This is a genomic window from Streptomyces sp. WI03-4A (assembly GCF_033792105.1).
In the GTDB taxonomy this organism is placed as follows: Bacteria; Actinomycetota; Actinomycetes; order Streptomycetales; family Streptomycetaceae; genus Streptomyces; species Streptomyces collinus_A.
Genome location: NZ_JARAUO010000009.1, coordinates 17,750 through 42,606, shown reverse-complemented (window position 1 = coordinate 42,606; position 24,857 = coordinate 17,750). Strand labels below are relative to the sequence as shown.

6 protein-coding genes are annotated in these 24,857 nt (G+C 73.2%); all 6 read left to right on the top strand.

The window, feature by feature from the left end; translation table 11 throughout:
• Window positions 1–298: 298 nt before the first annotated feature.
• The 6 genes from PV343_RS12485 to PV343_RS12460 all read left to right on the top strand — a co-directional run bounded on the left by PV343_RS12485 (window position 299) and on the right by PV343_RS12460 (window position 24,772).
• On the top strand, window positions 299–6,550 hold the full coding sequence (locus PV343_RS12485; RefSeq protein ID WP_319146933.1) for a non-ribosomal peptide synthetase: 6,252 nt from the start codon (window positions 299–301) through the stop codon (window positions 6,548–6,550).
• Window positions 6,547–14,628, top strand: coding sequence for a non-ribosomal peptide synthetase (locus tag PV343_RS12480; protein ID WP_319146932.1), 8,082 nt, complete (start codon window positions 6,547–6,549; stop codon window positions 14,626–14,628). The genes PV343_RS12485 and PV343_RS12480 overlap by 4 nt, the downstream gene beginning before the upstream one ends.
• On the top strand, window positions 14,625–21,821 hold the full coding sequence (locus PV343_RS12475) for a non-ribosomal peptide synthetase (protein WP_319146931.1): 7,197 nt from the start codon (window positions 14,625–14,627) through the stop codon (window positions 21,819–21,821). Before PV343_RS12480 ends, PV343_RS12475 begins: the two co-directional genes overlap by 4 nt.
• Window positions 21,818–23,044, top strand: coding sequence for a cytochrome P450 (locus tag PV343_RS12470; RefSeq protein ID WP_319146930.1), 1,227 nt, complete (start codon window positions 21,818–21,820; stop codon window positions 23,042–23,044). The genes PV343_RS12475 and PV343_RS12470 overlap by 4 nt, the downstream gene beginning before the upstream one ends.
• Before the next feature lie 121 nt (window positions 23,045–23,165).
• Window positions 23,166–23,378: an MbtH family protein gene (locus PV343_RS12465; protein WP_319146929.1), complete on the top strand. Its 213-nt coding sequence runs from the start codon at window positions 23,166–23,168 to the stop codon at window positions 23,376–23,378.
• A 182-nt stretch (window positions 23,379–23,560) separates the two neighbouring features.
• Window positions 23,561–24,772, top strand: a complete 1,212-nt coding sequence (locus tag PV343_RS12460) for a KamA family radical SAM protein (protein ID WP_319146928.1) — start codon at window positions 23,561–23,563, stop codon at window positions 24,770–24,772.
• Window positions 24,773–24,857 lie beyond the last annotated feature (85 nt).

The window sequence follows — 24,857 nt, the reverse complement described above, 5'->3', positions numbered from 1 at the left end:
CGTACCCCGGCCAAGTGCTCGTCGTGGTCAGTGGATGAGCCACTGAACCATTCGTGCGACGTAGTGGCAAGACCGTTGGCATAAGGGGAGGACGGCCGCGTCGGCCCCAGGTCACCGGGGTGTGAACACCGTCAACCGGCTTCCCGGACAGCGTTGTTCGGCCGCTCGTATCGAGCCACGGCGCGTCGCGGGCGACGCACGACGAGTAGTGGTTCCCCTATCGGCACCCCGCTTCCCACGGTGATCCTCCTGAACGACGACACCAGGCAGCGGCTCTGGGCTGGGGAGAGGAGCGCTCGTGCAGCGATCAGGGACGAACAGGCTTCGGACGGACGGGCACCACGAGATCGGCCGCCGCCCGTCCTTCGCACAGGAGCGCATGTGGTTCCTCGACCGGCTGGAAGGCGGGCGCAGCACCGCCTACGTCACGACGCCGATGTGGTGGGTGCGCGGCCCGCTGGAACCGGCCGCGCTGGAGCGGGCGCTGTCCCTGCTGGTGGCCCGCCACGAGACGCTGCGCACCCGCTTCACCGAGCGTGACGGCGCCGCCTGGAGCCTGGTGGCGGAGAGCGCGGACGTCACCGTCGACTGGCGCCGGGCCACCTCCGTGGAACAGATCGACGAAGAGGCCCGCGTCGAGGCCGCCCGGCCCTTCGACCTGAGCACGGGCCCCCTGCTGAAGGTCGTCGTGTGGAAGCTCAGCGAGACCACGCACGTCCTCCTGGCGGCTGTGCACCACATCGTCTCGGACGGCTGGTCGACGGGCGTCCTCGTCCGCGAACTCGCCACCCTCCACGAGGGCGCGGCGCTGCCCGAACTCCCGCTCACCTACTCGCAGTACGCCGAGGAACAACGGCAGGAGCTCGACCGCGGACGTCTGTCGGAGGGTCTCGCGTACTGGCGTGAGCGGTTGGGTGGGTTGCCGGCGTTGGAGTTGCCGACGGATCGTCCGCGTCCGGTGCGTGCGGGGTGGTCGGGGGCGACGTACGGGTTCCGGTTGGAGCCGGAGTTGGTGGCGGGGCTGGAGCGGTTGGGGCGGGAGCACGGGGCGACGTTGTACATGACGTTGCTGGCGGTGTTCCAGGTGTTGCTGGGGCAGTGGAGTGGGCAGCGGGACTTCGGTGTCGGTACGCCGGTGGCGGGTCGGTCCAGGCCCGAGGTGGAGAACCTCATCGGGTTGTTCGTGAACACGCTGGTGGTGCGTGCCGAGCTGGCGGACGATCCGACCTTCGCCGAACTGCTCCGCCGCGTCCGCGACCAGACCCTGGACGCCCTGGACCACCAGGACGTGCCCTACGAGCGGGTCGTGCGCGAACTGCGCCCGGAACGCCAGGACACCGACTCGCTCATCGACGCCTGGTTCGCCATGCAGAACCTCCCCGACGCCGGCCCGCGGACCGGAACCCTTCAGTTCTCCGACTTCGACAGCGACCGCCCCAACGCCCTGTTCGCACTCTCCCTGTTCGCCCAGCCCGGCGACGACGGCACGGCGATGACCGTCGTCTACCGGACGGATCTGTTCGACGAGGTGTCGGTGTCTCGTCTGGTGCGGCGCTGCCGGGAGTTGTTGGCGGCGGTGGTGGCTGAGCCGGGGGTTCGGGTGAGTGGGCTGGGTCTGCCGGTGGATGAGGCGGGTCTGGTGCGGCGGTGGGGTGCGGGGCAGGTGCCGTCGGGTGTGGTGGGTGATCCGGTGGCATTGTTCGAGGAGCGGGCGCGGCGGGCGCCGGACGCGGTGGCGGTGTGGTGTGGCGGTGTGCCGGTTTCTTATGGCGAGTTGAACGCGCGGGCGAACCGGGTGGCGTGGTGGTTGGTGGAGCGTGGTGTGGGTGCCGAGGTGCCGGTGGGGGTCCGGTTGCGGCGGGGTGTGGACATGCTGGCGGCGGTGTTGGGGGTGTTGAAGGCCGGTGGTGTGTATGTGCCGCTGGATCCGCAGTGGCCGGCTGAGCGGGTGGAGTTCATCTGCTCGGACGTGGGCGCGGATGTGGTGGTGGAGGAGGTTCCGGCCGGCGGTCGTGAGGACGATCCGGGCCTGCCGATCGCCGATGGTCAGCTCGCGTATGTGATCTACACGTCCGGGTCGACGGGGCGGCCGAAGGGTGTGGGGGTGGCCCGTGGGCAGTGGGCGGCTCATGTGGGGCGGATGCGGGCCCGGTTCGGACTGGGCCCCGGTGACCGGGTGCTGCAGTTCGCCTCGTTGGCGTTCGACGCGTCGGTGGAGCAGATCTTCCCGGCGCTGACCTGCGGTGCGGCGCTGGTGCTTCCCGAGCACGGGCTCGTGGCCCCCACCCAACTCCTCACCGACCTCGAACGGCACCGGGTCACCATCGCCAACCTGCCCCCGGCCTACTTCGGTGAGCTGGTGGACCGGCTCGACGAACGGAGCCGGTCGGTGCCGGACTCGCTGCGCCTGATGATCCTCGGCGGTGACACCGTGCGGCCGGGAGACCCGCTCCGCTGGTCGAAACACGCCCCCGGTGTCCCGCTGCTCAACGCCTACGGTCCGACGGAGGCGGTGGTGACGTCGACGGTGTTCGACATTCCCGCGGACGTCAGTGACGTGGACGGTGGTGTGCCGGTGGGGCGTGCCGTGGGGGAGCGGTCCCTGTACGTGCTCGACGAGCGGCTGCGTCAGGTGCCGGCCGGCGCGGTCGGCGAACTCTTCATCGCTGGTACGCAGTTGGCCCGGGGGTATGTGGGTCGGTCGGGGTTGACGGGTGAGCGTTTCCTGCCCGATCCGTTCGCCGCCGAGCCGGGGGCGCGGATGTACCGCACCGGTGACCTGGTGCGCTGGCGCAACGACGGGCAACTGGCGTTCTGCGGGCGCACCGACGACCAGGTCAAGGTCCGTGGCTTCCGCGTCGAGACCGGTGAGGTGGAGGCCCGGCTGCGCGAGTATCCGGGTGTCGAGGACGCGGTGGTCGTGGCGTGGCGGGACCGGCTGGTCGCCTACCTCACCGGAGCAGCAGACCTCGCCGCCGACGACGTACGCGACTGGCTGGCCGACCGACTGCCCCACTACATGGTCCCGGCGCTGTTCGTCACGCTCGAGGAACTGCCCCGGACCGTGGGCGGAAAGATCGACCGAGGACGGCTGCCCGACCCCGACGGCCACCGCCCCGATCTCACCGACGACTACACCGCACCCCGCACCCCCACCGAGAAGGCCATAGCCGACGTCTGGCAGGAAGTGCTGCAACTGGACCGCATCGGCGTCCACGACGACTTCTTCCACCTCGGCGGCCACTCCCTCCTGGTGACCCTGGCCGTGGCACGGCTGGTCAAGGCGCTGGAACAGCCCGTCGACATCCGGGACTTCTTCGCACACCCGACCATCGCCGAGTTCGCCGCGGCACTGCCGGCCACGCCCGCCGAGCCGCAGCCGATGATCCGCCGGCAGGCCCGCAGCGGTGACTTCCCCCTCTCCCACGCGCAGGAGGGACTGTGGTTCCTCAACCGCCTCGAACCCGACGCGCCCGACTACATGGCGGCGCTGGCCTGGCGGGTCGACGGCCCCCTCGACCGTCGGCGGCTGGACGAGGCCCTGCGACAGCTCGTCCACCGGCACGAAACCCTGCGCACGACCTTCCCGTGCGTCGACTCCCAGCCCGTCCAGCGCGTCGCCGCCCACTGTGACGCGACCAGCACATGGCGGGACCTGAGCCACCTGCCCCACCCCCTCGACGAGGCGATACGCCAGGCCACCGACGAACTGCACCTGCCCTTCGACCTGGAGAGCGGACCACTCTTCCGCACCCTCGTCTGGCAGCTCGGCCCCTCCGACCACCTGCTGATCGTCGCGATGCACCACATCGTCACCGACGGCTGGTCGATGGGCGTCCTCGTCCGCGAACTCGGTGAGCTCTACGACGGCGCGCGACTGCCCGAACCGCCGATCCAGTACGCCGACTACACCGACTGGCAGCGCCGCGAGCGCGGCGACACCCTCGCCCGTGATCTCGCGTACTGGCGTGAGCGGTTGGGTGGGTTGCCGGCGTTGGAGTTGCCGACGGATCGTCCGCGTCCGGTGCGTGCGGGGTGGTCGGGGGCGACGTACGGGTTCCGGTTGGAGCCGGAGTTGGTGGCGGGGCTGGAGCGGTTGGGGCGGGAGCACGGGGCGACGTTGTACATGACGTTGCTGGCGGTGTTCCAGGTGTTGCTGGGGCAGTGGAGTGGGCAGCGGGACTTCGGTGTCGGTACGCCGGTGGCGGGTCGGTCCAGGCCCGAGGTGGAGAACCTCATCGGGTTGTTCGTGAACACGCTGGTGGTGCGTGCCGAGCTGGCGGACGATCCGACCTTCGCCGAACTGCTCGGCCGCGTCCGCGACCGCACCGTCGAAGCGCTCGGTCATCAGGACGCTCCCTTCGAGCGTGTGGTCCAGGAACTGCGCCCCGACCGCGATCTCAGCCGCTCGCCGCTGTTCCAGGTGATGTTCGACCTGGAGGTCCGCTCCATCGCGGCTCCGCGACTCGGAGCCGCACGACTGCACCCGGTCGAGGTGCCCTTCGACGTCACCAAGTACGACCTCATGTTCACCTTCACCACCGACCCCGAAGCCGCCGGCGGGTTCGTGCAGTACCGGACGGATCTGTTCGACGAGGTGTCGGTGTCTCGTCTGGTGCGGCGCTGCCGGGAGTTGTTGGCGGCGGTGGTGGCTGAGCCGGGGGTTCGGGTGAGTGGGCTGGGTCTGCCGGTGGATGAGGCGGGTCTGGTGCGGCGGTGGGGTGCGGGGCAGGTGCCGTCGGGTGTGGTGGGTGATCCGGTGGCGTTGTTCGAGGAGCGGGCGCGGCGGGCGCCGGACGCGGTGGCGGTGTGGTGTGGCGGTGTGCCGGTTTCTTATGGGGAGTTGAACGCGCGGGCGAACCGGGTGGCGTGGTGGTTGGTGGAGCGTGGTGTGGGTGCCGAGGTGCCGGTGGGGGTCCGGTTGCGGCGGGGTGTGGACATGCTGGCGGCGGTGTTGGGGGTGTTGAAGGCCGGTGGTGTGTATGTGCCGCTGGATCCGCAGTGGCCGGGTGAGCGGGTGGAGTTCATCTGCTCGGACGTGGGCGCGGATGTGGTGGTGGAGGAGGTTCCGGCCGGCGGTCGTGAGGACGATCCGGGCCTGCCGATCGCCGATGGTCAGCTCGCGTATGTGATCTACACGTCCGGGTCGACGGGGCGGCCGAAGGGTGTGGGGGTGGCCCGTGGGCAGTGGGCGGCTCATGTGGGGCGGATGCGGGCCCGGTTCGGACTGGGCCCCGGTGACCGGGTGCTGCAGTTCGCCTCGTTGGCGTTCGACGCGTCGGTGGAGCAGATCTTCCCGGCGCTGACCTGCGGTGCGGCGCTGGTGCTTCCCGAGCACGGGCTGGTGGCCCCCACCCAACTCCTCACCGAGGTCGAGCACAACCGCGTGACGGTGATGGAGCTGGTACCCGCCTATCTCACCGAACTGATCACCGACCTGTCCGCCACCTCCGGGCTCGACTGGAACCCCCCGCACCTGCGCCTGCTGGTCCTCGGCGGTGACGTCGTGCGGCCCGCCGACCTGGCGTGGTGGGGCCGGCGCTTCCCCGACATGGCGGTGGTGAACACCTACGGTCCGACGGAGGCGGTGGTGACGTCGACGGTGTTCGACATTCCCGCGGACGCCGACGCCAGTGATGTGGACGGTGGTGTGCCGGTCGGGCGTGCCGTGGGGGAGCGGTCCCTGTATGTGCTCGACGGGGGGCTGCGGCAGGTGCCGGCCGGGGCCGTGGGCGAACTGTTCGTCGGTGGAACGCAGTTGGCGCGAGGTTATGTGGGTCGGTCGGGGCTGACGGGTGAGCGTTTCCTGCCCGATCCGTTCGCCGCCGAGCCGGGGGCGCGGATGTACCGCACCGGTGACCTGGTGCGCTGGCGCAACGACGGGCAACTGGCCTTCTGCGGGCGCACCGACGACCAGGTCAAGGTCCGTGGCTTCCGCGTCGAGACCGGTGAGGTGGAGGCCCGGCTGCGCGAGTATCCGGGTGTCGAGGACGCGGTGGTCGTGGCGTGGCGGGACCGGCTGGTCGCCTACCTCACCGGAGCAGCAGACCTCGCCGCCGACGACGTACGCGACTGGCTGTCCGACCGACTGCCCCACTACATGGTCCCGGCACTGTTCGTCACGCTCGAGGAACTGCCCCGGACCGTGGGCGGAAAGATCGACCGAGGGCGGCTGCCCGACCCCGACGGCCACCGGCCCGACCTCACCGACGACTACACCGCACCCCGCACCCCCACCGAGAAGGCCATAGCCGACGTCTGGCGGGAAGTGCTGCAACTGGACCGCATCGGCGTCCACGACGACTTCTTCCACCTCGGCGGCCACTCCCTCCTGGCCACCAGGGCCACCCTCCGGCTGCGCACGGCGTTCGGTGTGGACATCGGTGTCCGCACCCTCTTCGAACGGCCGACGGTCGCCCGGCTCGCCGACGCGGTCGAGGAGCAACTCGTGCGCGAGATCGCCGCGATGAGCACCGAGGACGTGGAGGCCGCCCTGGCGGACCAGGTGGGAGACGACATCGAGCAGGCAACCGAGGAGCAGCAGGCATGAGCACGATGCACGGGCTGGTCGAGGCCCAGGTCCGGCGCACGCCCGACGCCGTGGCCCTGGAGTTCGAGGGCGAAGAACTGACCTACCGGGAGATGGACGGCCGGGCCAACCGGCTGGCCCACGCCCTGCGCCGGCGCGGCGCCGGACCGGAGACGGTCGTGGCGGTCGGCGCCGAACGCTCCCTGGACCTCGTCGTCTCGCTCCTGGGCGTCCTCAAGAGCGGTGCCGCCTATCTGCCGCTGGACCTGGAACTGCCCGCCGAACGGCTGTCGTACATGGTCCGGCAGGCCGGCGCGGCGGCCCTGGTCCGCGGCCCGGGCGCCGACCTCGACCTCGGGGTGCCCGACCTGCCCGAGGTACGCCCGGCCGACACCGCGGGAGAGCCGGACGAGCCCTGCGGGGTGGACGTCCACGAACGCAACGCGGCCTACCTGATGTACACCTCGGGCTCCACCGGTCGGCCCAAGGGCGTCGTCGCCGAGCACCGCGGTGTCTGCAACCGGCTGCGCTGGGGGCAGCACGAGTACGGGATGACCGCGGACGAGCGGGTGCTGCAGAAGACCCCGTACGCCTTCGACGTGTCGGTGCACGAGCTGTTCTGGCCGCTGATGGTAGGGGCACGCCTGGTCATCGCCCGGCCCGGCGGCCACCGGGACAGCGGATACCTCGTGGACCTCATCCGGCGCCGGGAGATCACGTCCGTCCACTTCATCCCCACCATGCTGGCGCTGTTCGCCGGTGAGCCGGGGGCCGGGGACTGCACCAGCCTGCGGCGCATCCTGGCGAGCGGCGAGGCACTGCCCCCCGACGTGCAGAACCGGGTGCTGCGCGCGCTGCCGCACGTCGAGCTGCACAACCTCTACGGCCCCACCGAGACCTCCATCGAGGTCAGCGCCTGGCGGTGCCGGCCAGAGTGGCAGGAGCCGTCGGTGCCGATCGGCGCGGCGGTCGCCGACACGCAGCTGCACATCCTCGACCCGGACCTGCGCCCCGTCCCGGACGACGGTGAGGGGGAGCTGTACCTGGCGGGTGTGCAGCTCGCCCGCGGCTACTCCGGGCAGCCGGGCCTCACCGCCGAGCGCTTCCTCCCGGACCCGTTCGGCGAACCGGGTGGCCGCATGTACCGCAGCGGGGACGTGGCGGCCTGGCACGGTCCGGGCGTCGTCGACTACCTCGGCCGGGCCGACGAACAGCTCAAGCTCGCCGGCAACCGCGTGGAACTGGGCGAGATCCAGACGGTGCTCAACGACCAGCCGGAGGTGCGGGCGGGGGTCGTCGTGGCCACCGGGTCCGGCGCCGACACACGCATCGTGGCGTACGTCGTCGCGTCGGGCGACGGCCTGGACCGGGAAACGCTGCGGACGGCGCTCGCCGGCCGGCTGCCCGCCTACATGGTGCCGTCGACACTGGTCGAGCTGGACGAACTGCCCCTGACCAACAGCGGCAAGCTGGACCGCAAGGCCCTGCCGGCACCCGACCGGCCCGAGTTGGCCGTCCCGTACAGGGCGCCGCAGAACCCGCTCCAGGAGCGGCTGGCGGCCGTCTGGGCCTCGGTGTTCGGCATGGCGCACATCGGGATCGACGACCCGTTCTTCGCGCTCGGCGGACACTCCCTGCTCGCGGTGCGGCTCGTGGCCCGCCTGCGGGACGAGGCGGGTCTCCACCTCTCGATCCGCGACCTCTTCGAGGGGCTGACGATCGCGGAACTCGCCGCCCGGGCCGACGGGTCCGGGCAGGCCGCGGCGCCGGCACCGCCCGCCCCGTCCGGCGGCGACGGACCGGACGGCGGCGACGGACCGGCCGTCGCCTCGTTCGGGCAGGAACGGCTGCTGTTCCTCCAGCACATGAACCCGGACAGCGCCGGCTACGTCATCCCCGTCGCCTGGCGGGTGGACGGCCGGCTCGACGAGACGATCCTGCGGCGCTCCCTGGAGCGCCTGGCCGCCCGGCACGACGCCCTGCGCACCCGTTTCCCGGGCGTCGGCACCCCGCCGGTCGTCGAGCCGGAGCCCACCGTGGACCTGCGCCGGATCGACGCCGACGAGTGGAGCGACGACCTGGCGGCGGTGGAGATCGCCCGGCCGTTCGACCTGGTCGCCGGGCCCGCCTGGCGGGCGGTGCTGGTACGGCTGCCGCGGCACGACGTGCTGCTGCTGATGCTGCACCACCTCGTCGCGGACGGCTGGTCCCTGGGCGTCATCGCCCGCGAACTGGGCAGCCTGTACGCCGGGAGCACCCCGCCGGCGCCGCCGGTGCGCTACACCGACTTCGCGCGCCGGCAGCGGGCCGCCCTGTCCGAGGAGCGGCTGTCCGCCCAACTGGACTGGTGGCGGCGCACGCTCGACGGGGCGCCGGTACTGGAACTGCCCACCGACCGGCCGCGCCCCGCGCTGCTCGGCACCGAGGGGGACACGTTCCGGTTCGACCTGCCGCAGGAGGCGCTGCACCGGCTGACCCGGCGCGCCCAGGACGGCGCGGCCACCCTGCACACCCTGCTGCTGGCCGCCTTCCAGGTGCTGCTGGGCCGGTGGAGCGGACAGACCGACTTCGTGGTGGGCATCCCGGTCGCCGGCCGGTCGAGCGCCGACGTGGAGAACGTCGTCGGCTTCTTCGTCAACACCCTTCCGGTCAGGGCCGATCTGAGTGGCGACCCCACGCTCGCCGAGCTGCTGGGCCGCGTACGCGAGGCCACCCTCGACGGGTACGACCACCAGGATGTCCCGTTCGAGCGGGTCGTCGAGGAACTGCACCCCGAGCGCGACCTCAGCCGCACCCCCGTGTTCCAGACCATGTTCGCCCTGCGGGACGGCACCGCCACCGCCCTGCGGCTGCCCGGCACGGCAGCCGAGGAGATCCCGCTGAACTGGCGGACCGCCAAGTTCGACCTGACCCTCTTCGTCGACCAGGCGGCCGACGGCACCTGCACCGGCGTCATCGAGTACGCCACCGGACTGTTCGACCCCTCCACGGCGCGTCGGCTCGCCGACGGCTACCGGCAGGTGCTCCTCGCACTGGCCGAGGACACCGGCGGCCGGCTCGGCGACTGGGACGTCCTGGACGCCGCAGCCCGGCAGCGGCTCGTCGAGGCCGGCACCGCGCCCCGCCCGGAGCTGCCCGAACGCGCCCTGCACGAACTCGTCGCCGAGCAGGCGGCCCGCCACGGCACCCGGCCCGCCGTCGTCGACGGCACCACCGTGTGGAGCTACGCCGAACTGGACCTGCGTGCCAACCGCCTTGCCCACCGTCTGCGCTCCCTGGGAGCCGGCCCGGAGACGGCCGTCGCGGTCGCCCTGCCACGCGGGGCCGACCTGGTCGCGGCCCAGCTGGCCGTCCTCAAGGCCGGCGCGGCCTACGTGCCGCTGGACGCCGAGCAGCCCGCCGAGCGCAGCCGCTACGTGCTCGCCGAGACCGGTGCCCGCCTCCTGGTCACCACCGCCGGGCACATGAGCGCCGACGACCTGGACTGCCGGGTGGTCGACATCAGCCGGGCGCTCGACGAAACCGCGACGGTGCCCGGCACCGCGACGGTGCCCGGCACCGCGACGGTGCCCGGCACCGCGCGGGCGGCGGACACCGCGACCCCTCCGGACTCCGCACCCGAGGTGGACGTCCACCCGGACCAGCTCGCCTTTGTCGTCCACACCTCCGGCTCCACCGGCACACCCAAGGGCATCGGCCTCACCCACCGCGGCCTGCTCCGCACGGTCCACGAGGGCGGCTACCTTCCCCTCGGCCCGGACGACCGGGTCGCGTTCGCGGCCAACCCGGTCTTCGACGCGGCGACGTTCGAGGTGTGGGCGCCGTTGGTCGCCGGGGCCACGATCGTGGTCACCCCGCCCGACACCGCGCTCTCCCCGGACGGGCTCGCCGACCACCTCGCCCACCACCGCGTCACCGTCCTCTTCCTCACCACCGCCCTGTTCAACCAGGTCGTACGGCAACGCCCCGACGCCCTGGCCGGCCTGCGCGCCGTGCTCTTCGGCGGCGAGGCCGCGGACCCCGGCGCCGTCGACGCCCTGCTCGCCGACCCGCCCGGACGGCTGCTCCACATGTACGGCCCGGCCGAGTCGACCACCTTCGCCACCTGGCACCCGGTGACCGAGCCGGCCGACGGCCGGCCGGTGCCGATCGGCCTGCCGCTGCACCACACCACCGCCCACGTCGTCGACGAGCGGCTGCGGCCGGTCCCCGTCGGCGTCGTCGGAGAGCTGCTGCTCGGTGGGGCCGGCCTGGCCCGCGGCTACCTCGGCAAGCCGGGCCCGACCGCGGAACGCTTCGTGCCCGACCCCTTCGGTCCGCCGGGCGGCCGGCTGTACCGCACCGGTGACCTCGTACGGTGGACCGCCCAGGGACGGCTGGAGTTCGTGGGCCGCGCCGACGGGCAGGTCAAGGTACGCGGGTTCCGCGTCGAGCCGGGCGAGATCGAGACCGTGGTGCGCCGCCACCCGGCGGTGCGTGACGCCGTGGTCCTCGCCCGCCCCGACCGCAGCGGCGCGCTGAGCCTGGTCGCGTACGTCGTCGCCGGCGGCGTCGCGCCGGGTGAGCTGCGGGACTTCCTCGGCGAGCGGCTGCCCGGCTATCTGGTGCCCGCGGCCGTGGTGACGCTCGGCGCACTGCCGCTCACCCCCAACGGCAAGGTGGACCGCGCCGCGCTGCCCGAGCCGTCGTACCCGGCGAACCCGGGCGGCGCCCGGCCGGCGAACGAGCTGGAGCGGCGGCTGGCCGACGTGTGGGGCCAGGTCCTCGGGATTCCCGAGCCGGGCCGGGACGACGACTTCTTCGCGCTCGGCGGCCACTCCCTGCTCGCCATCAAGGCCGTCGCCGCCATCGCCGAACGCACCGGCCGGCAGGTCACCTTCCGGGACCTGTTCCGCACCCGCACCATCGCCGCCCTCGCCCGCCTGCTGGGCGACACCGGGGAATCCGGCACCGCGATCACGCGCGGCGCGGAGACCGCCGAGCTGCCTGTCTCCTTCGGGCAGGAGCGACTGGTCTTCCTCGACCAGCTCGAAGGCGCGGGCCCGGCCTACACGATCCCCGTGGCCTGGCGGCTCAGCGGCGCCCTGGACCACGACCGGCTGGCTCGCGCCCTCGACACGCTCGTCAGCCGGCACGAGTCGCTGCGCACACGCTTCACCCTCGTCGACGGCGTCGTGCACCAGGACATCGACCCGGGCTGGGTGGGCCTCGACCGGCGCAGGGCCGGGTCCCTGGAGGAAGCCGTCCACGGCGTCCACGACCTGGCACGCGAGCCGTTCGACCTCGCCGCGGGACCACTGTTCCGGGCCGTGCTGTACACCGTGGACGACCACGACCACGACCACGGCCACGACCACGACCACGGCCACGGCCACGAACGCGAGCATGGCCGGCACGAGGAGCACGACCGAGAACACGTGCTGGCGCTGGCGCTGCACCACACGATCGCGGACGGCTGGTCGATGAGCGTCCTCGTCCGCGAGCTGGAGTCCTGCTACGCCGGCTCCGAGCCGCCCCTGCCGCCCGTGCGCTACGCCGACTTCGCGGCCTGGCAGCGCCGGGAACTCGACGACGACCGGCTGGCCGGCCTCATGGCGCACTGGCGCAAGCGCCTGGAGGGCCTGCCGCCCCTGGAGCTGCCGACCGACCGCCCGCGCCCGGCCACCCGCGACCACGCGGGCGCCTCGGTGCAGTTCACCGTCGGGCCCCGGCTGGTGGGCCGCCTCGAACGGCTGGGCCGGCGCCACGATGCGACCCTGTTCATGACCCTGCTGGCCGCCTACCAGACACTGCTGGGCCGGTGGAGCGGACAGACCGACTTCGCGGTCGGCACCCCGGTCGCAGGACGGGACCGGCCCGAGGTCCGCGACGTCGTCGGGTTCTTCCTCGACACCCTCGTCCTGCGGGCGGACCTGTCGGGCGACCTGTCCTTCGACGACCTCGTGGCCCGGGTGCGCGACGACGCCCTCGACGCCTACGAGCACCAGCAGATGCCCTTCGGACGCTTGGTGGAGGAACTGCGCCCTGAGCGCGACCTGAGTCAAAGCCCCCTGTTCCAGGCGATGTTCAGCTTCAACGACTGGGACCTGGACACCCTCAGGCTCGGCACGGCGCACGGCGCGGGCCTGCCCGTCGACCGGGAAGCGGCGAAGCTGGACCTCACCCTGGAGCTGGTGCGGGGCCCGCACGGACTGACCGGAACCATCGACTTCGCCACCGACGTCTTCGACACGGCCACCGTCCGGCGCATGGCCGAGACCTACCGGACCCTGCTCGGCGCGGTCGCGGCCGACCCCGCCACCCGGATCGGCGACCTGCCGGCCACCCTGTCAGGCGAGGTGTCGACCCTCGTGACACCCCGCGCGGCCCGGAGGAAGCCGCTCCTCGACCGAATCGCCGACCAGGTGCGAGCCGCGCCGGAGGCGCTGGCGGTGATCAGCGGGGACCAGCAGGTCTCGTACGCCGAACTGGACCGCCGCTCCAACCGCCTCGCCCACCACCTGCGCACGCTCGGCGTGCGCGAGGAGACGCGGGTCGGACTGTGTGTGCCGCGCGGCATCGACACCCTCACCGCGGTCCTCGGCATCTGGAAGGCCGGCGCAGCCTTCGTCGGCCTCGACCCCGACCAGCCCGAACAGCGCCGCCACCTGCTGCGCAGGGACTCCGGGATCCGGCTGGTCGTCGACCCGGCCACGCTCGCCGACCCGGCGCTCGACCACTGTCCCGCCACCGCGCCGAACCTCGCCCAGGCACCCGGCCGACTGGCCTACGCCGTCTACACCTCCGGCTCCACCGGAACACCCAAGGGCGTGCTCGTCGAGTGGGACGGCATCGACGAGCACCTCGCCACCAGCCTCGCGCACTACCGGCTGCACTGCGACGACATCGTCCTGCAGCGTGCCTCCACCTCCTTCGACGCCTTCCTGCGCGACGCGGTCGGCCCCCTCACCGTCGGGGCGACCGTGCTCATGGCCGGCCGGTCCGACCTGTCCACCCTGCACACCGACCTGCCCGGCGCACCCGCACCGACCGCCGTCCTCAGCATGGTGCCGTCCCTGCTCCACCAACTGCTCGACGCCGGGGACCTCACGGCGCGCGACCTCCCCGCCCTGCGGCTGCTGGTGCTCAGCGGGGAGCCGTGCACCCCGGCCCTGCTGACACGGCTGCACACGGCGCTGCCCCGACTGCGGCGCGTGGTCAACCAGTACGGGCCCACCGAATGCACCCTCACCACCACGTTCGAGGACCTCGACCCGGCGCGGCCCCACGAAAGGGTGTCCCTCGGCCGGCCGATGCCGGGCACGTCGGTGCACGTGCTGGACGAGCGGCTGCGCCCGCAACCCATCGGTGTGTTCGGCGAGTTGTGCATCGGCGGCCGCGGCGTGACCCGCGGCTACCACGGGCGGCCCGGCCTGACGGCGGGCTCCTTCGTGCCCGACCCGTTCGGCCCGCCCGGAACCCGGATGTACCGCACCGGCGACATCGCGCGGCTGCTGGCGGACGGAACGCTGGAGTACCGCGGCCGGCTCGACCGCCAGGTGAAGGTCCGGGGCGTACGCGTCGAGCCCGCCGAGGTGGAGGCGGCCCTCGCGGCGCATCCGGCGGTCGGCGCCGCTGCCGTGGTCGCCCGCCCCGACGGGACCGACGGCTGGAGTCTGACCGGCTACGCCCGGCACACCCCGGGGAGGGACGTGTCGGTGACCGAGCTGCGCACCCACCTGGAGGCCGTGCTGCCGCCCACGATGATCCCGGCACGGCTGACGGTCCTCGACACCCTGCCCCTGCTCGGCAACGGCAAGGTCGACCGGTCCGCACTGCCCGAGGTCACCACGGAAGCCGGCACCGGACACGTCGCCCCGCGCACCACCACGGAGAAGATCATCGCCGAGGTCTGGGCGGAGCTGCTGAACCGGCCCGGCATCGGTGTCGAGGACGACTTCTTCGCCCTCGGCGGCCACTCGCTCACCGCGCTGCGCGTCATCTCACGACTGCGCTCCCGGTTCGGGACGGCGCCCAGCGTCCGCGCCCTCTTCACCGCCCGGACCATCGCCGGCCTCGCCCGCACGCTGAACATCCAGGAACCCGAGGAGACCCCGTGAACGGCCTGACCCCCGCACAGCAGCGGCTGCTGCGCCGACGGCTCGCCGGACGCGCCGAGCGGCCCGCCACCCCGGATCGGATCACCCCGGTCACCGGTACGAGCAGGCTGCCGGTCCCCTTCAACCAGGAGCGCCTGGTCTTCCTCGACCGCCTCCACGGCCCCGGCCCGGCCTACACCGTCGCGGTGGCCTGGCGGCTGACCGGCCCCCTGGACCGCGCCCGGCTGTCCTCCGCGTTCGACACGGTGGTGGCCCGCCACGAGCCGCTGCGCAGCCGGTTCACGGTGACCGACGGGACAGTGCACCAGGACGTCGACTCCGGCTGGACCGGCGTGCGCTGGTGCGAGGCGGCCTCCGCCGCCGAGGCCGGGCAAGCCGCGCGGGCGGCGGCCCGGGAACCGTTCGACCTGGCCGCCGGACCGCTCTTCCGCGCGACGGCGTGGCGGACCGCCCCCGACGAGCACGTCCTGCTGCTGGCCTTCCACCACATCGTCACCGACGGCTGGTCGATGGGCGTGCTCGTCCGGGAACTCGAAGCGCTCTACGCCGGCCACAGCCTGCCCGAACTTCCCATCCGCCAGGCTGACTTCGCCGCCTGGCAGCGCCGGGAGCCGACCGGGGACCCGGGCCACTGGCGTGACCGGCTGGCCGGACTGCCGCCGCTGGAGCTCCCGTACGACCTGGCCCGCGCGGACCAGGCGCACAGCGCGGGAGACGTCCGCGAGTTCCGCGTCGGACCCGAACTGCTCCAGCGCCTGGAACGACTCGGCCGGGACCACCGTGCGACGCCGTACATGACGCTGCTCGCCGCCTACGAGGTCCTGCTGGGCACCTGGAGCGGGCAGAGCGACTTCGGCATCGGCACGCCGGTGTCCGGGCGCAGCCGGCCCGAGACCGAACACCTCGTCGGGTTCTTCGCCAACACCGTGGTGCTGCGCGCCGACCTCGCCGGTGACCCGTCGTTCGCCCAGCTCCTCGGCCGGGTCCGCGACGACGCCCTGGACGCGTACCAGCACCAGGACGTTCCGTTCGAGCGGGTCGTCGACGCCGTCGGACACGACCGGTCCCTCGACCACAACCCGCTCTTCCAGACGATGTTCGCCCTGGACGACGACCCCGACGACCGGCCCGTACGGCTCACCGGGGTGACCGCAACGCCGCTGCCGCTCGACCTCGACGCGGTCAAGTTCGACCTCGTCCTGCAGATGGCCCGCCGGGACGACGGCCTGGCCGCCGCCTTCTTCCACCGCACCGGCCTGTGGCACCCCGAGACCGTGGAGCGCTGGGCCGAGCACTACCTCCACATCCTGCGGCTGGCCGTCACGCACCCCGACACGCCGATGTCACGGCTGCCCCTGCTGCCGGACGGTGAACGGCGCCGGCTCGCCGCACAGACCGCCCCCGCCGCCTCGTACGACAGCGACGACCTGCTGCACGAGCGGTTCCAGCGGCACGCCGCCGCACGACCCGGCGCGCCCGCCCTGGTCGCCGGGGAGGATCGGCTCGACCACGCCGCACTGAACCGGCGGGCCAACCAGCTCGCCCACCGGCTGCGCGCCGCCGGGGTCGGCCCGGAGACCGTGGTCGCGCTGTGCGTCGAGCGCGACGCCGACCTGGCCGTGGGCGTGCTCGGCATCCTGAAGGCGGGCGGCGCGTACCTGCCGCTCGACCCCGACTACCCACGGGAGAGGCTGGAATACCTCGTCGGGGACGCCGGGGTACGCCTCGCCGTGGTCTCACCCGGCCTCGCCGACCGGGTGCCGCTCGACCCCGGCGCCCGGCTGGCCCTCGACGACCCCTCGCTCGCGGACCAGGCCACCCACGACCCCGACACGGTCACCGACGCCGACTCGCTCGCCTACATCATCTACACCTCCGGCTCCACCGGCCGCCCCAAGGGCGTCTGCGTCCCGCACCGGCAGGTCGTCCGGCTCCTCGACTCCTGTGCGCACGCACTGGAGCTGCCCGACGGCGGGGTGTGGAGCCTGTTCCACTCCTACGCCTTCGACTTCTCCGTCTGGGAACTGTGGGGTGCGCTGGCCCGCGGCGGCAGCGTGGTGCTCGCCGACCGGGCCACCGCACGCGACCCCGAGCGTTTCGCCGCGCTGCTGGAGGCCGAAGGTGTGACGGTGCTCAGCCAGACACCCGGCGCGTTCCGCAACCTGCGTGCCGCCCTCGACAGCCGGCCGCTGCGCGAACTGGGCGTCAGGACGGTGGTGTTCGGCGGGGAGAGACTCGACCTGTCCGAGTTCCACGGCTGGCTCGACGGGCCCGGCGCCGGCGTGCGGCTGGTCAACATGTACGGCATCACCGAGACCACCGTGCACGTCACCCATCACACCGTGACGCCCGCCGACCTCGACGGCGCGACCACCTCACCGATCGGCCGTCCCCTGGGCGACCTGACCGTGCACGTCCTGGACGACCACCTGCGGCCCGTCCCCGCCGGGGTCGTCGGCGAGATGTACGTCGGCGGCGCGGGCCTGGCCCGCGGCTACCTGGGCAGGCCGGGCCTCACCGCCGACCGGTTCGTGCCGGACCCGGTCGGCGGCGCACCCGGCGCGCGGCTCTACCGCACCGGTGACCGGGCCCGCAGGCTGCCCGACGGAGGCCTGGAGTACCGCGGCCGCGCCGACGACCAGGTGAAGATCCGCGGCCACCGCATCGAACTCGGCGAAGTGGAGGCGGCACTGCTGCGCCACCCCGCCGTCGAGCAGGCCGCCGTGGTGGCCGCCGGCGCCCGCACCGGCGCGTACCGGCTGCACGCCTACCTGGTGACCGGCGACGAACCCGCGCGGGACGAACTGCGGCACTGGCTGCTGCGGCGGCTGCCGGAGCCGATGGTGCCGGCCACGTTCACCGTCGTACCGGCCATGCCCCTGACGGCCAACGGCAAGATCGACCGCAAGGCCCTCCCCGCCGCCGGCGGCACCGCCCTGGAGGCCGCCCGCGGCTTCGTCCCGCCGGCGACCCCCACCGAACGGGTACTGGCCGACGTGTGGTGCGAGGCGCTCGGCGTGGACCGCGTCGGCGTCACGGACCGCTTCTTCGATCTCGGTGGCGACTCCATCCTGGCGCTGCGGGTGGTGGGACTGGCCGAACGGCGCGGACAGGCCGTGGCGCTGCGCGACGTCTTCGCCCACCAGGCACTCGGCGACCTGGCACGCGCCGTCGACACGGCCGCCGACCTGCGTCAGGAAGCCGGGCGCCACGGACCGGTGGAGCGGTTCGCCATGGTCGCGCCGCAGGACCGCGAACGGCTCCCGGCGGACGCCGAGGACGCCTACCCGCTCACCCGCATGCAGCAGGGCATGCTGTACGAACTGCTCGCCGACGCCGGCAAGAACGCCTACCACAACGTCACGAGCTTCCGGATCCAGGAATCCGCCGGATTCGACGCCGAGGCCATGCGGCGGGCCGCCGACGCCGTGGTGCGCCGGTACGAGATCCTGCGCACCGGCTTCGACTGGAGCAGCTACGAGGAGCCGCTGCAACTGGTCCACGCGGACGCACAGCTCCCGGTCGGCGTGGAGGACCTCCGGGGCATGGACGAGGCGGCCCAGGCCGAGCGGGTCCGCGCCCACCTCGAAGCCGAGGCGACCCGCTGGTTCGAACTGTCCGTCCCGCCGCTGATCAGGCTGCACGTACACGTCCTGAACGACGGCGAGTACCGGCTGACCATCACCGACTGCCACGCCGTGCTGGACGGCTGGAGCCTCACCTCCCTCATCGCGGAACTCGTGGACCGGCACCGGTCCGCACGCACCGGCGCGGCCGAGCCGCCCGACGAACCCCCGGTGCCCCGCTTCGCCGAGTACGTCGCCCTGGAGCGTGCCGCCGTCGACGACCCGGCCGCCCGCGCCTTCTGGGACCGGATGGTGGAGTCCTTCCCGCCGGTGCGGCTGCCCCGCCCCGGCGGCGACGGCCAGACGGACAAGTCGACCCACGAGGCACTGCGTGAGTACGACCTCCCGCGCGACGGCATCGACGCGCTCGCCGCACGCGCCCAAGTCCCCCGCAAGACTGTCCTGTTCACCGCCTACTACCACCTGATCGGTCAACTCGCCCACGGCAGCGCCTACTCCACCGGCATGGCGACCAACGGACGCCCCGAACGCGCCGGCGCGGACGGCATGCGCGGCGTCTTCCTCAACGTGGTCCCCTTCGGGGTACGTACCACCGCGACGAGCTGGCTGGAGCTGCTGCGGGACGTCTTCGCCGCCGAACAGGAGGTACTGCCGCACCGGCGCTTCCCGCTCGCGGAACTCCAGCGGGGCCGCTGGGCGGGCGAGGTGCTGGTCGACACCGCCTTCAACTACGTGCACTTCCACGCCCTGGGCAGCGAACACAAGCAGGAGATCGAGGAGATCGCGCGGACCAACTTCGGCCTCATGGTCACCACCGGACCCACGGGCGTCTCGTTCGAGGCCGACGCGGCACGCATGTCACGCGCCGAGGTGGAACGACTCGCCGACGCCTACTGCGCGGTACTCACCGCCATGGTGGACGACCCGGACGGCGTCCCGAGCCTGACCCCCGCGCCGGCCACCGCCCAGGCGGCACCGGACACGGCGGCCACGCCCGACGACCGCGGCATCGTCGACGTCTTCGGCGCCCAGGTCGCAGCCCACCCGCACCGCGTGGCGCTCGCCGCCGACGGCGGCACGCTCACCTACGCCGAACTGAACGCGCGGGCGAACCGGATCGCCCACCACCTGCGTCGGCACGGCGCCGGGCCGGAGCGGGTCGTCGGCCTGTGCGCCGAACGCTCCGTGGACCTGGTCGTCGCCCTGTTCGGCATCCTCAAGTCGGGGGCGGCCTACCTGCCCCTGGACCCGCGTGACCCGGGCCACCGCCTCGGCCGGCTCGCCGCGGACGCCGGCGCCGACCTGGTGCTCGCCCAGCCGGCCGCGCGACAGGCGCTGCCCGACGGCATCGGCACGGTCATCACGCTCACCGAGGAGACCTTCACCACCGAGCCGGACACCGATCCCGGCGACCTCCCCGACGCCGACAACCTCGCCTGCGTCCTCTACACCTCCGGGACCACCGGCCGCCCCAAGGGCACCGCGCTGGCACACCGTTCGGTCGTCGACTCCCTGCTCGACCAGGACACCGCCTTCCACCTCGGCCCGGACGAGACGGTGCTGCACCTGAGCAGCTTCAACTGGGACGCGGCCGTCTTCGAGATCCTCGGACCGCTGCTGCACGGCGGCGTGTGCGCCCTCTACCCCGCGGAGCCGATCACCCCGGTCGGCATCGCCGCGGCCGTCCGCCGTCACCGGGTCACCACCGCCTTCCTCACCACCACGCTGTTCAACCTGGTGGTGGAGGAGGAACGGCAGGGCCTGGACGGCCTGCGGCAGCTCCTGTTCGGCGGCGAGGCGGCCTCCGCCGCACACGTCCGCGCCCTGCGCGAGCAGCGGCCTGACCTGCGCCTCGTCAACGGCTACGGCCCCGTGGAGAGTCTCTTCGTCGCCACCGCACACCAGGTCGAAACCCTCGGCGCGGACACGGTCGCGCTGCCGATCGGCCGCCCCCTGGCCCGCACCACCGCACTCGTCCTGGACGACGACCTGCGGCCGGTACCGGCGGGCGCGGGCGGCGAGATCCACCTCGGCGGAGCGGCGCTCGCCCGGGGCTACGTCGGACAACCCGCCCTGACCGCGGACCGGTTCGTGCCCGACCCGCGCGGCGGCGGCCGCCGGCTGTACCGCACCGGGGACCGAGGACGACAGCGGGCCGACGGCGTCCTGGAGTACGGCGGCCGGCTCGACGGCCAGGTGAAGATCAGGGGCCGCCGGATCGAACTGGGCGAGATAGAGACCACCCTGTCCCTGCACCCCGGCGTGGCCGTGGCGGCCGTCCTGGCCCGCACCGACCGGCCCGGCGACGCCCGGCTGGCCGCCTACGTCGTGCCGGCCGCGGGCGCCACCGCCCCGGACGCGGCCGAACTGCGGCGCTGGCTGCGCGACCGCCTCCCCGCCTACATGGTCCCCACCGCGTTCGTGCCGACGGCCGAGCTGCCCGTGACCGCCAACGGCAAACTCGACCGGGCGGCCCTGCCCGAACCCGGCGGCACCGCCGGGGCCGAGCGCCCGTACACCGAGCCACGCACCGAGACCGAGGCGAGACTGGCCAAACTGTGGGCCGAGACGCTGCGCCTCGACCGCGTCGGCGTGCACGACGACTTCTTCGACATCGGCGGCGACTCGCTCGCCATCGTCCGCGTCGCGGCCCGCGCCTGCGACCTCGGACTGCCGGTCGGCGTGGCCGACGTGCTGCGGCACCCCACCGTCGCCGCACTGGCCGCGGCGGTCACCGGCCGGGAGGAACAGTCACCGCCCCGGGACCAGTCGGTGCGCCGGGAGGGCGACGTGCTCGTCGTGCTGCGCGAGGGCACCCGGCGGCCCCTGTACTGCGTGCACCCCAGCGGCGGCAGCGTCGCCTGGTACCTGCCGCTGGCCCGGGCCCTGCCGCCCGGCCGGCCGGTGATCGGGCTGCAGGCACGCGGACTCGACGGAGGCGTCGACGCCGACACGATGAGCGGTCTCGCCGCCGACTACGTCCGGGAGCTGCGCGCCCACCAGCCGCACGGCCCGTACGCGCTGCTCGGATGGTCGATGGGCGGCAACATCGCCCAGGAGATGGCCATCCAGCTCACCGCCGCGGGGGAACAGGTGGACACCCTGCTCCTGCTGGAGCCGGCCGTCCCCGACGCGAGCGGCCTCTTCGCCGTCACCGAAGCCCTCGACCAGCTCGACCGGGCCGTCACCCTGCGCGAGGCGATCCGGGAACTGTCCCCCGGCACCCCCGCACGGATCAGCCAGGAACGCGAGCTGGTGGCGACCCTCCTGGCCGCCGGCGTCGACGAGGCGGAAGCCGCCCTCGGGACCGACTGGCCGGTGGCGATGTGGACGGCACTGCTGCGCGCCGCCGCCACCTACCGCCCCGAGCCCTACCGCGGGCCGGTGCACCTCCTGGTCACCGCCGAGGCGCTCACCGCTGCCCCCGGCCGCCCTTCCGTGGTCGCGGGAGACAGCCCCGCCGCCTACGAGCGGCGCTGCCGGGAGCTGTTCCCGGGCGCACTCACCCCGCACCGCCTGCCCGGCACCCACCGGAGCATGGTCACCGAACCGGAGGTGGCGGCCATCGCCGCCATCGCCGCCGAGCTGATGGAGCGCACGGCATGACCACCACCGGTCAGGTCACCGACCGCTACCTGCTGGACGACACCGTCGTCGCCGACCCCTTCCCCTACTTCGCGGAACTGCGCGCGCACGATCCGGTCCACTGGAGCCCCGTGCACCGCTCCTGGCTGGTGACCGCCTACGACCACGTCACCGCCTGCTTCACCGAGCCCGCCGTCTCCGCCGACCGCATCACCCCGATGCTGGAGCGCACACCGAGGCACCTGCTCGGGGAGGAGGCCGCCCGCGCCTTCGAGATCATGGCGGGCTGGATGGTCTTCGTCGACCCGCCCGAACACCGCCGCCTGCGCAGCGCCTTCCGGGGTGCCTTCGGCCCCAAGCAGATCCGCCGCAACCGGCCCATGGTCCAGGAGGCCGTGGCCCGGCTGGCCGGCCGGGTCCGCGACGGCCACGAGGCCATCGACCTGGTGACCGGCCTGGCCCGGCCCCTGCCCGCCACCGTCGCGGCCGCGTGGATGGGCGTCCCCGCACGGGACACCGAGCGGTTCCAGCGCTGGGCCCTCCAGGTGGGCGACCTGGCCCTCGGCTCGGTGCAGTCCGCCCAGGAGCACGAGGACTCCCAGCGGGCCCTGCTCGACCTCTTCGCCTACCTGCGCGCACTGGTCCGCGAACGGCGTGCCGCACCTCGCGACGACCTCATCAGCGCGGCACTCTCGGGCGGCGTCGTGGGCGACACGGTCAGCGAGGAGGAGTTCGCCGCGATGCTCACCCACATCGCGTTCGCCGGCGGGGAGACCACCAGCAACCTGATCGCCGTCGGCTTGTGGAACCTGCTGCGCCACCCCGAGCAACTGCGGACGCTGCGCGCGGAACCCGAGACGGCACCCCTGGCGGTGGAGGAACTGCTGCGCTTCGACGGGCCGTCGAAGATGTCCGTGCGGCAGGTGCGGACCGAGTGGGAACTGGCGGGCCGGACCCTGCGCCGCGGGGACCGGCTCTACCTGGTCACCGCGGCGGCCAACCGCGACCCGTCCCGCTTCGAGCACCCCGACGAACTGGACGTGCGCCGGCACCACAACCCGCACCTCGCCTTCGGCCAGGGCGAACACTTCTGCCTGGGGGCGCCCCTGGCCCGGCTGGTGGCCGGAGCCGCCCTCACCGACCTGCTGGCCGTCGCCCCGCGCCTCGCGCTGACCGGAAGCGAGCCGCGATGGCAGCCGTCCCTGCTCAACCGCAGCCTCCAGGCACTGCCCGTACGCCTGTGACGGCACCCGCCCGGCCCCGCCGCCCCCGGGCCCCGCCCCGCGGGCCGGCCAACGACGCTGCCGCTTCCCGTACTTACCGCCCCGACCGACACACGCAGTTCCACCAGACAGGAGAAGACACATGTCCGCAGAAGAGGACACCCGCACCTACCGCGTCGTCGTCAACCACGAGGAGCAGTACTCGATCTGGGCCGCCGGCCGGGACCTGCCGGACGGCTGGAAGGCCACCGGCTTCGACGGACCCAAGCAGGACTGCCTCAGCCACATCGACGAGGTGTGGACGGACATGCGGCCCCTGAGCCTGCGCCGGCGGATGGCGGACGCCGGGCAGTGACCCGCTCCCGGGCCGGGGCGGAGCGGGCGGCCGGCACCGGGCCGGACGCCGCGACCTCCGCCCCGGCCGGGCCGGGGCGTGCCCCGACGTCCCCCGTTCACCGAGCAGGACCACACAGTTAGGCGGCAGCGTTGAAAGCCTATGCACAACAACGACTCGAACGACTCGCCCGGGAGCGGGGCTTGCCGGAGGACTACCTGCACGAGCTGCGGGTCGTGTCGTCCGTCCTGCCGTTCAAGGTCAACCAGTACGTCGTCGACGAACTGATCGACTGGTCCGCCGCCCCGGACGACCCGATCTTCCGGCTCACCTTCCCGCACCGCGACATGCTGCCCCCGGACGTCTTCGACAGCATGTCGGCACTGCACCTGACGGCCGCCTCGCCCGATGTGATCCGCAAGGCCGCCCGGGAGATCCACGGCCGCCTCAACCCCAACCCCGGCGCGCAGCTGGCCGCCAACGTCCCCACCCACCAGGAGCACCCGCTCGCCGGCGTGCAGCACAAGTACGCCGAGACGGTCCTGGTCTTCCCCGCACAGGGCCAGACCTGCCACTCCTACTGCGGCTATTGCTTCCGCTGGTCGCAGTTCGTCGGCAACGCCGAGATACGGCAGGTCGCCCCGGACGTCGGCCGCGTCGTGTCCTACCTGGAGGAGCAACACGCCGTCACCGACGTGCTGTTCACCGGCGGCGACCCCATGATCATGAGTTCGGCGGTGCTGGAGCGGTGGGTCGACCCGCTGCTCACCCCGGCCCTCGACCACATCCGCACGATCCGCTTCGGCACCAAGGCGCTGTCCTACTGGCCGTACCGCTTCACCACCGACCGGGACGCCGACGACCTGCTCAGGCTGTTCGAGCGCATCGTGGCCGGCGGCCGTCACGCGGCCCTGATGGCGCACTTCTCCCATCCGCGGGAACTGCAGAACCCGGCGGTGGAGAAGGCGATCCGGCGCATCCGCGACACCGGCGCCGTCATCCGGGCCCAGGCTCCGCTCATCGCGCACGTCAACGACCGCGCCGAGGACTGGGCCGGCCTGTGGCAACGGCTGGTCGAACTCGGCGTCGTGCCCTACTACATGTTCGTCGAGCGCGACACGGGCGCCCACAGCTACTTCAGCGTGCCGCTGACCCGGGCACTGCGGATCTACACGGACGCCGTCCGGAGCGTGTCCGGACTGGCCAGGACCGCCCGTGGACCGGTGATGTCCGCCGCCCCGGGCAAGGTCCTCGTCGACGGCATCGCCGACATCGGCGGCACCGAGGTGTTCACCCTGCGGATGCTGCAGGCCCGTGACCCGCGCCTGGTGGGCCGTCAGTTCTTCGCCCACCACGACCCGTCCGCCGAGTGGCTCGACGACCTGCGACCCGCGCTCGGCTCCTGGTGGCCGTGACCGTGGGCGGCTGCGCCGTTCCACGCGGCACCCGGCCCCGGCCGCTGCCGAACGCGCGGTTCCCCGCACCTGCACCGTCCACGGA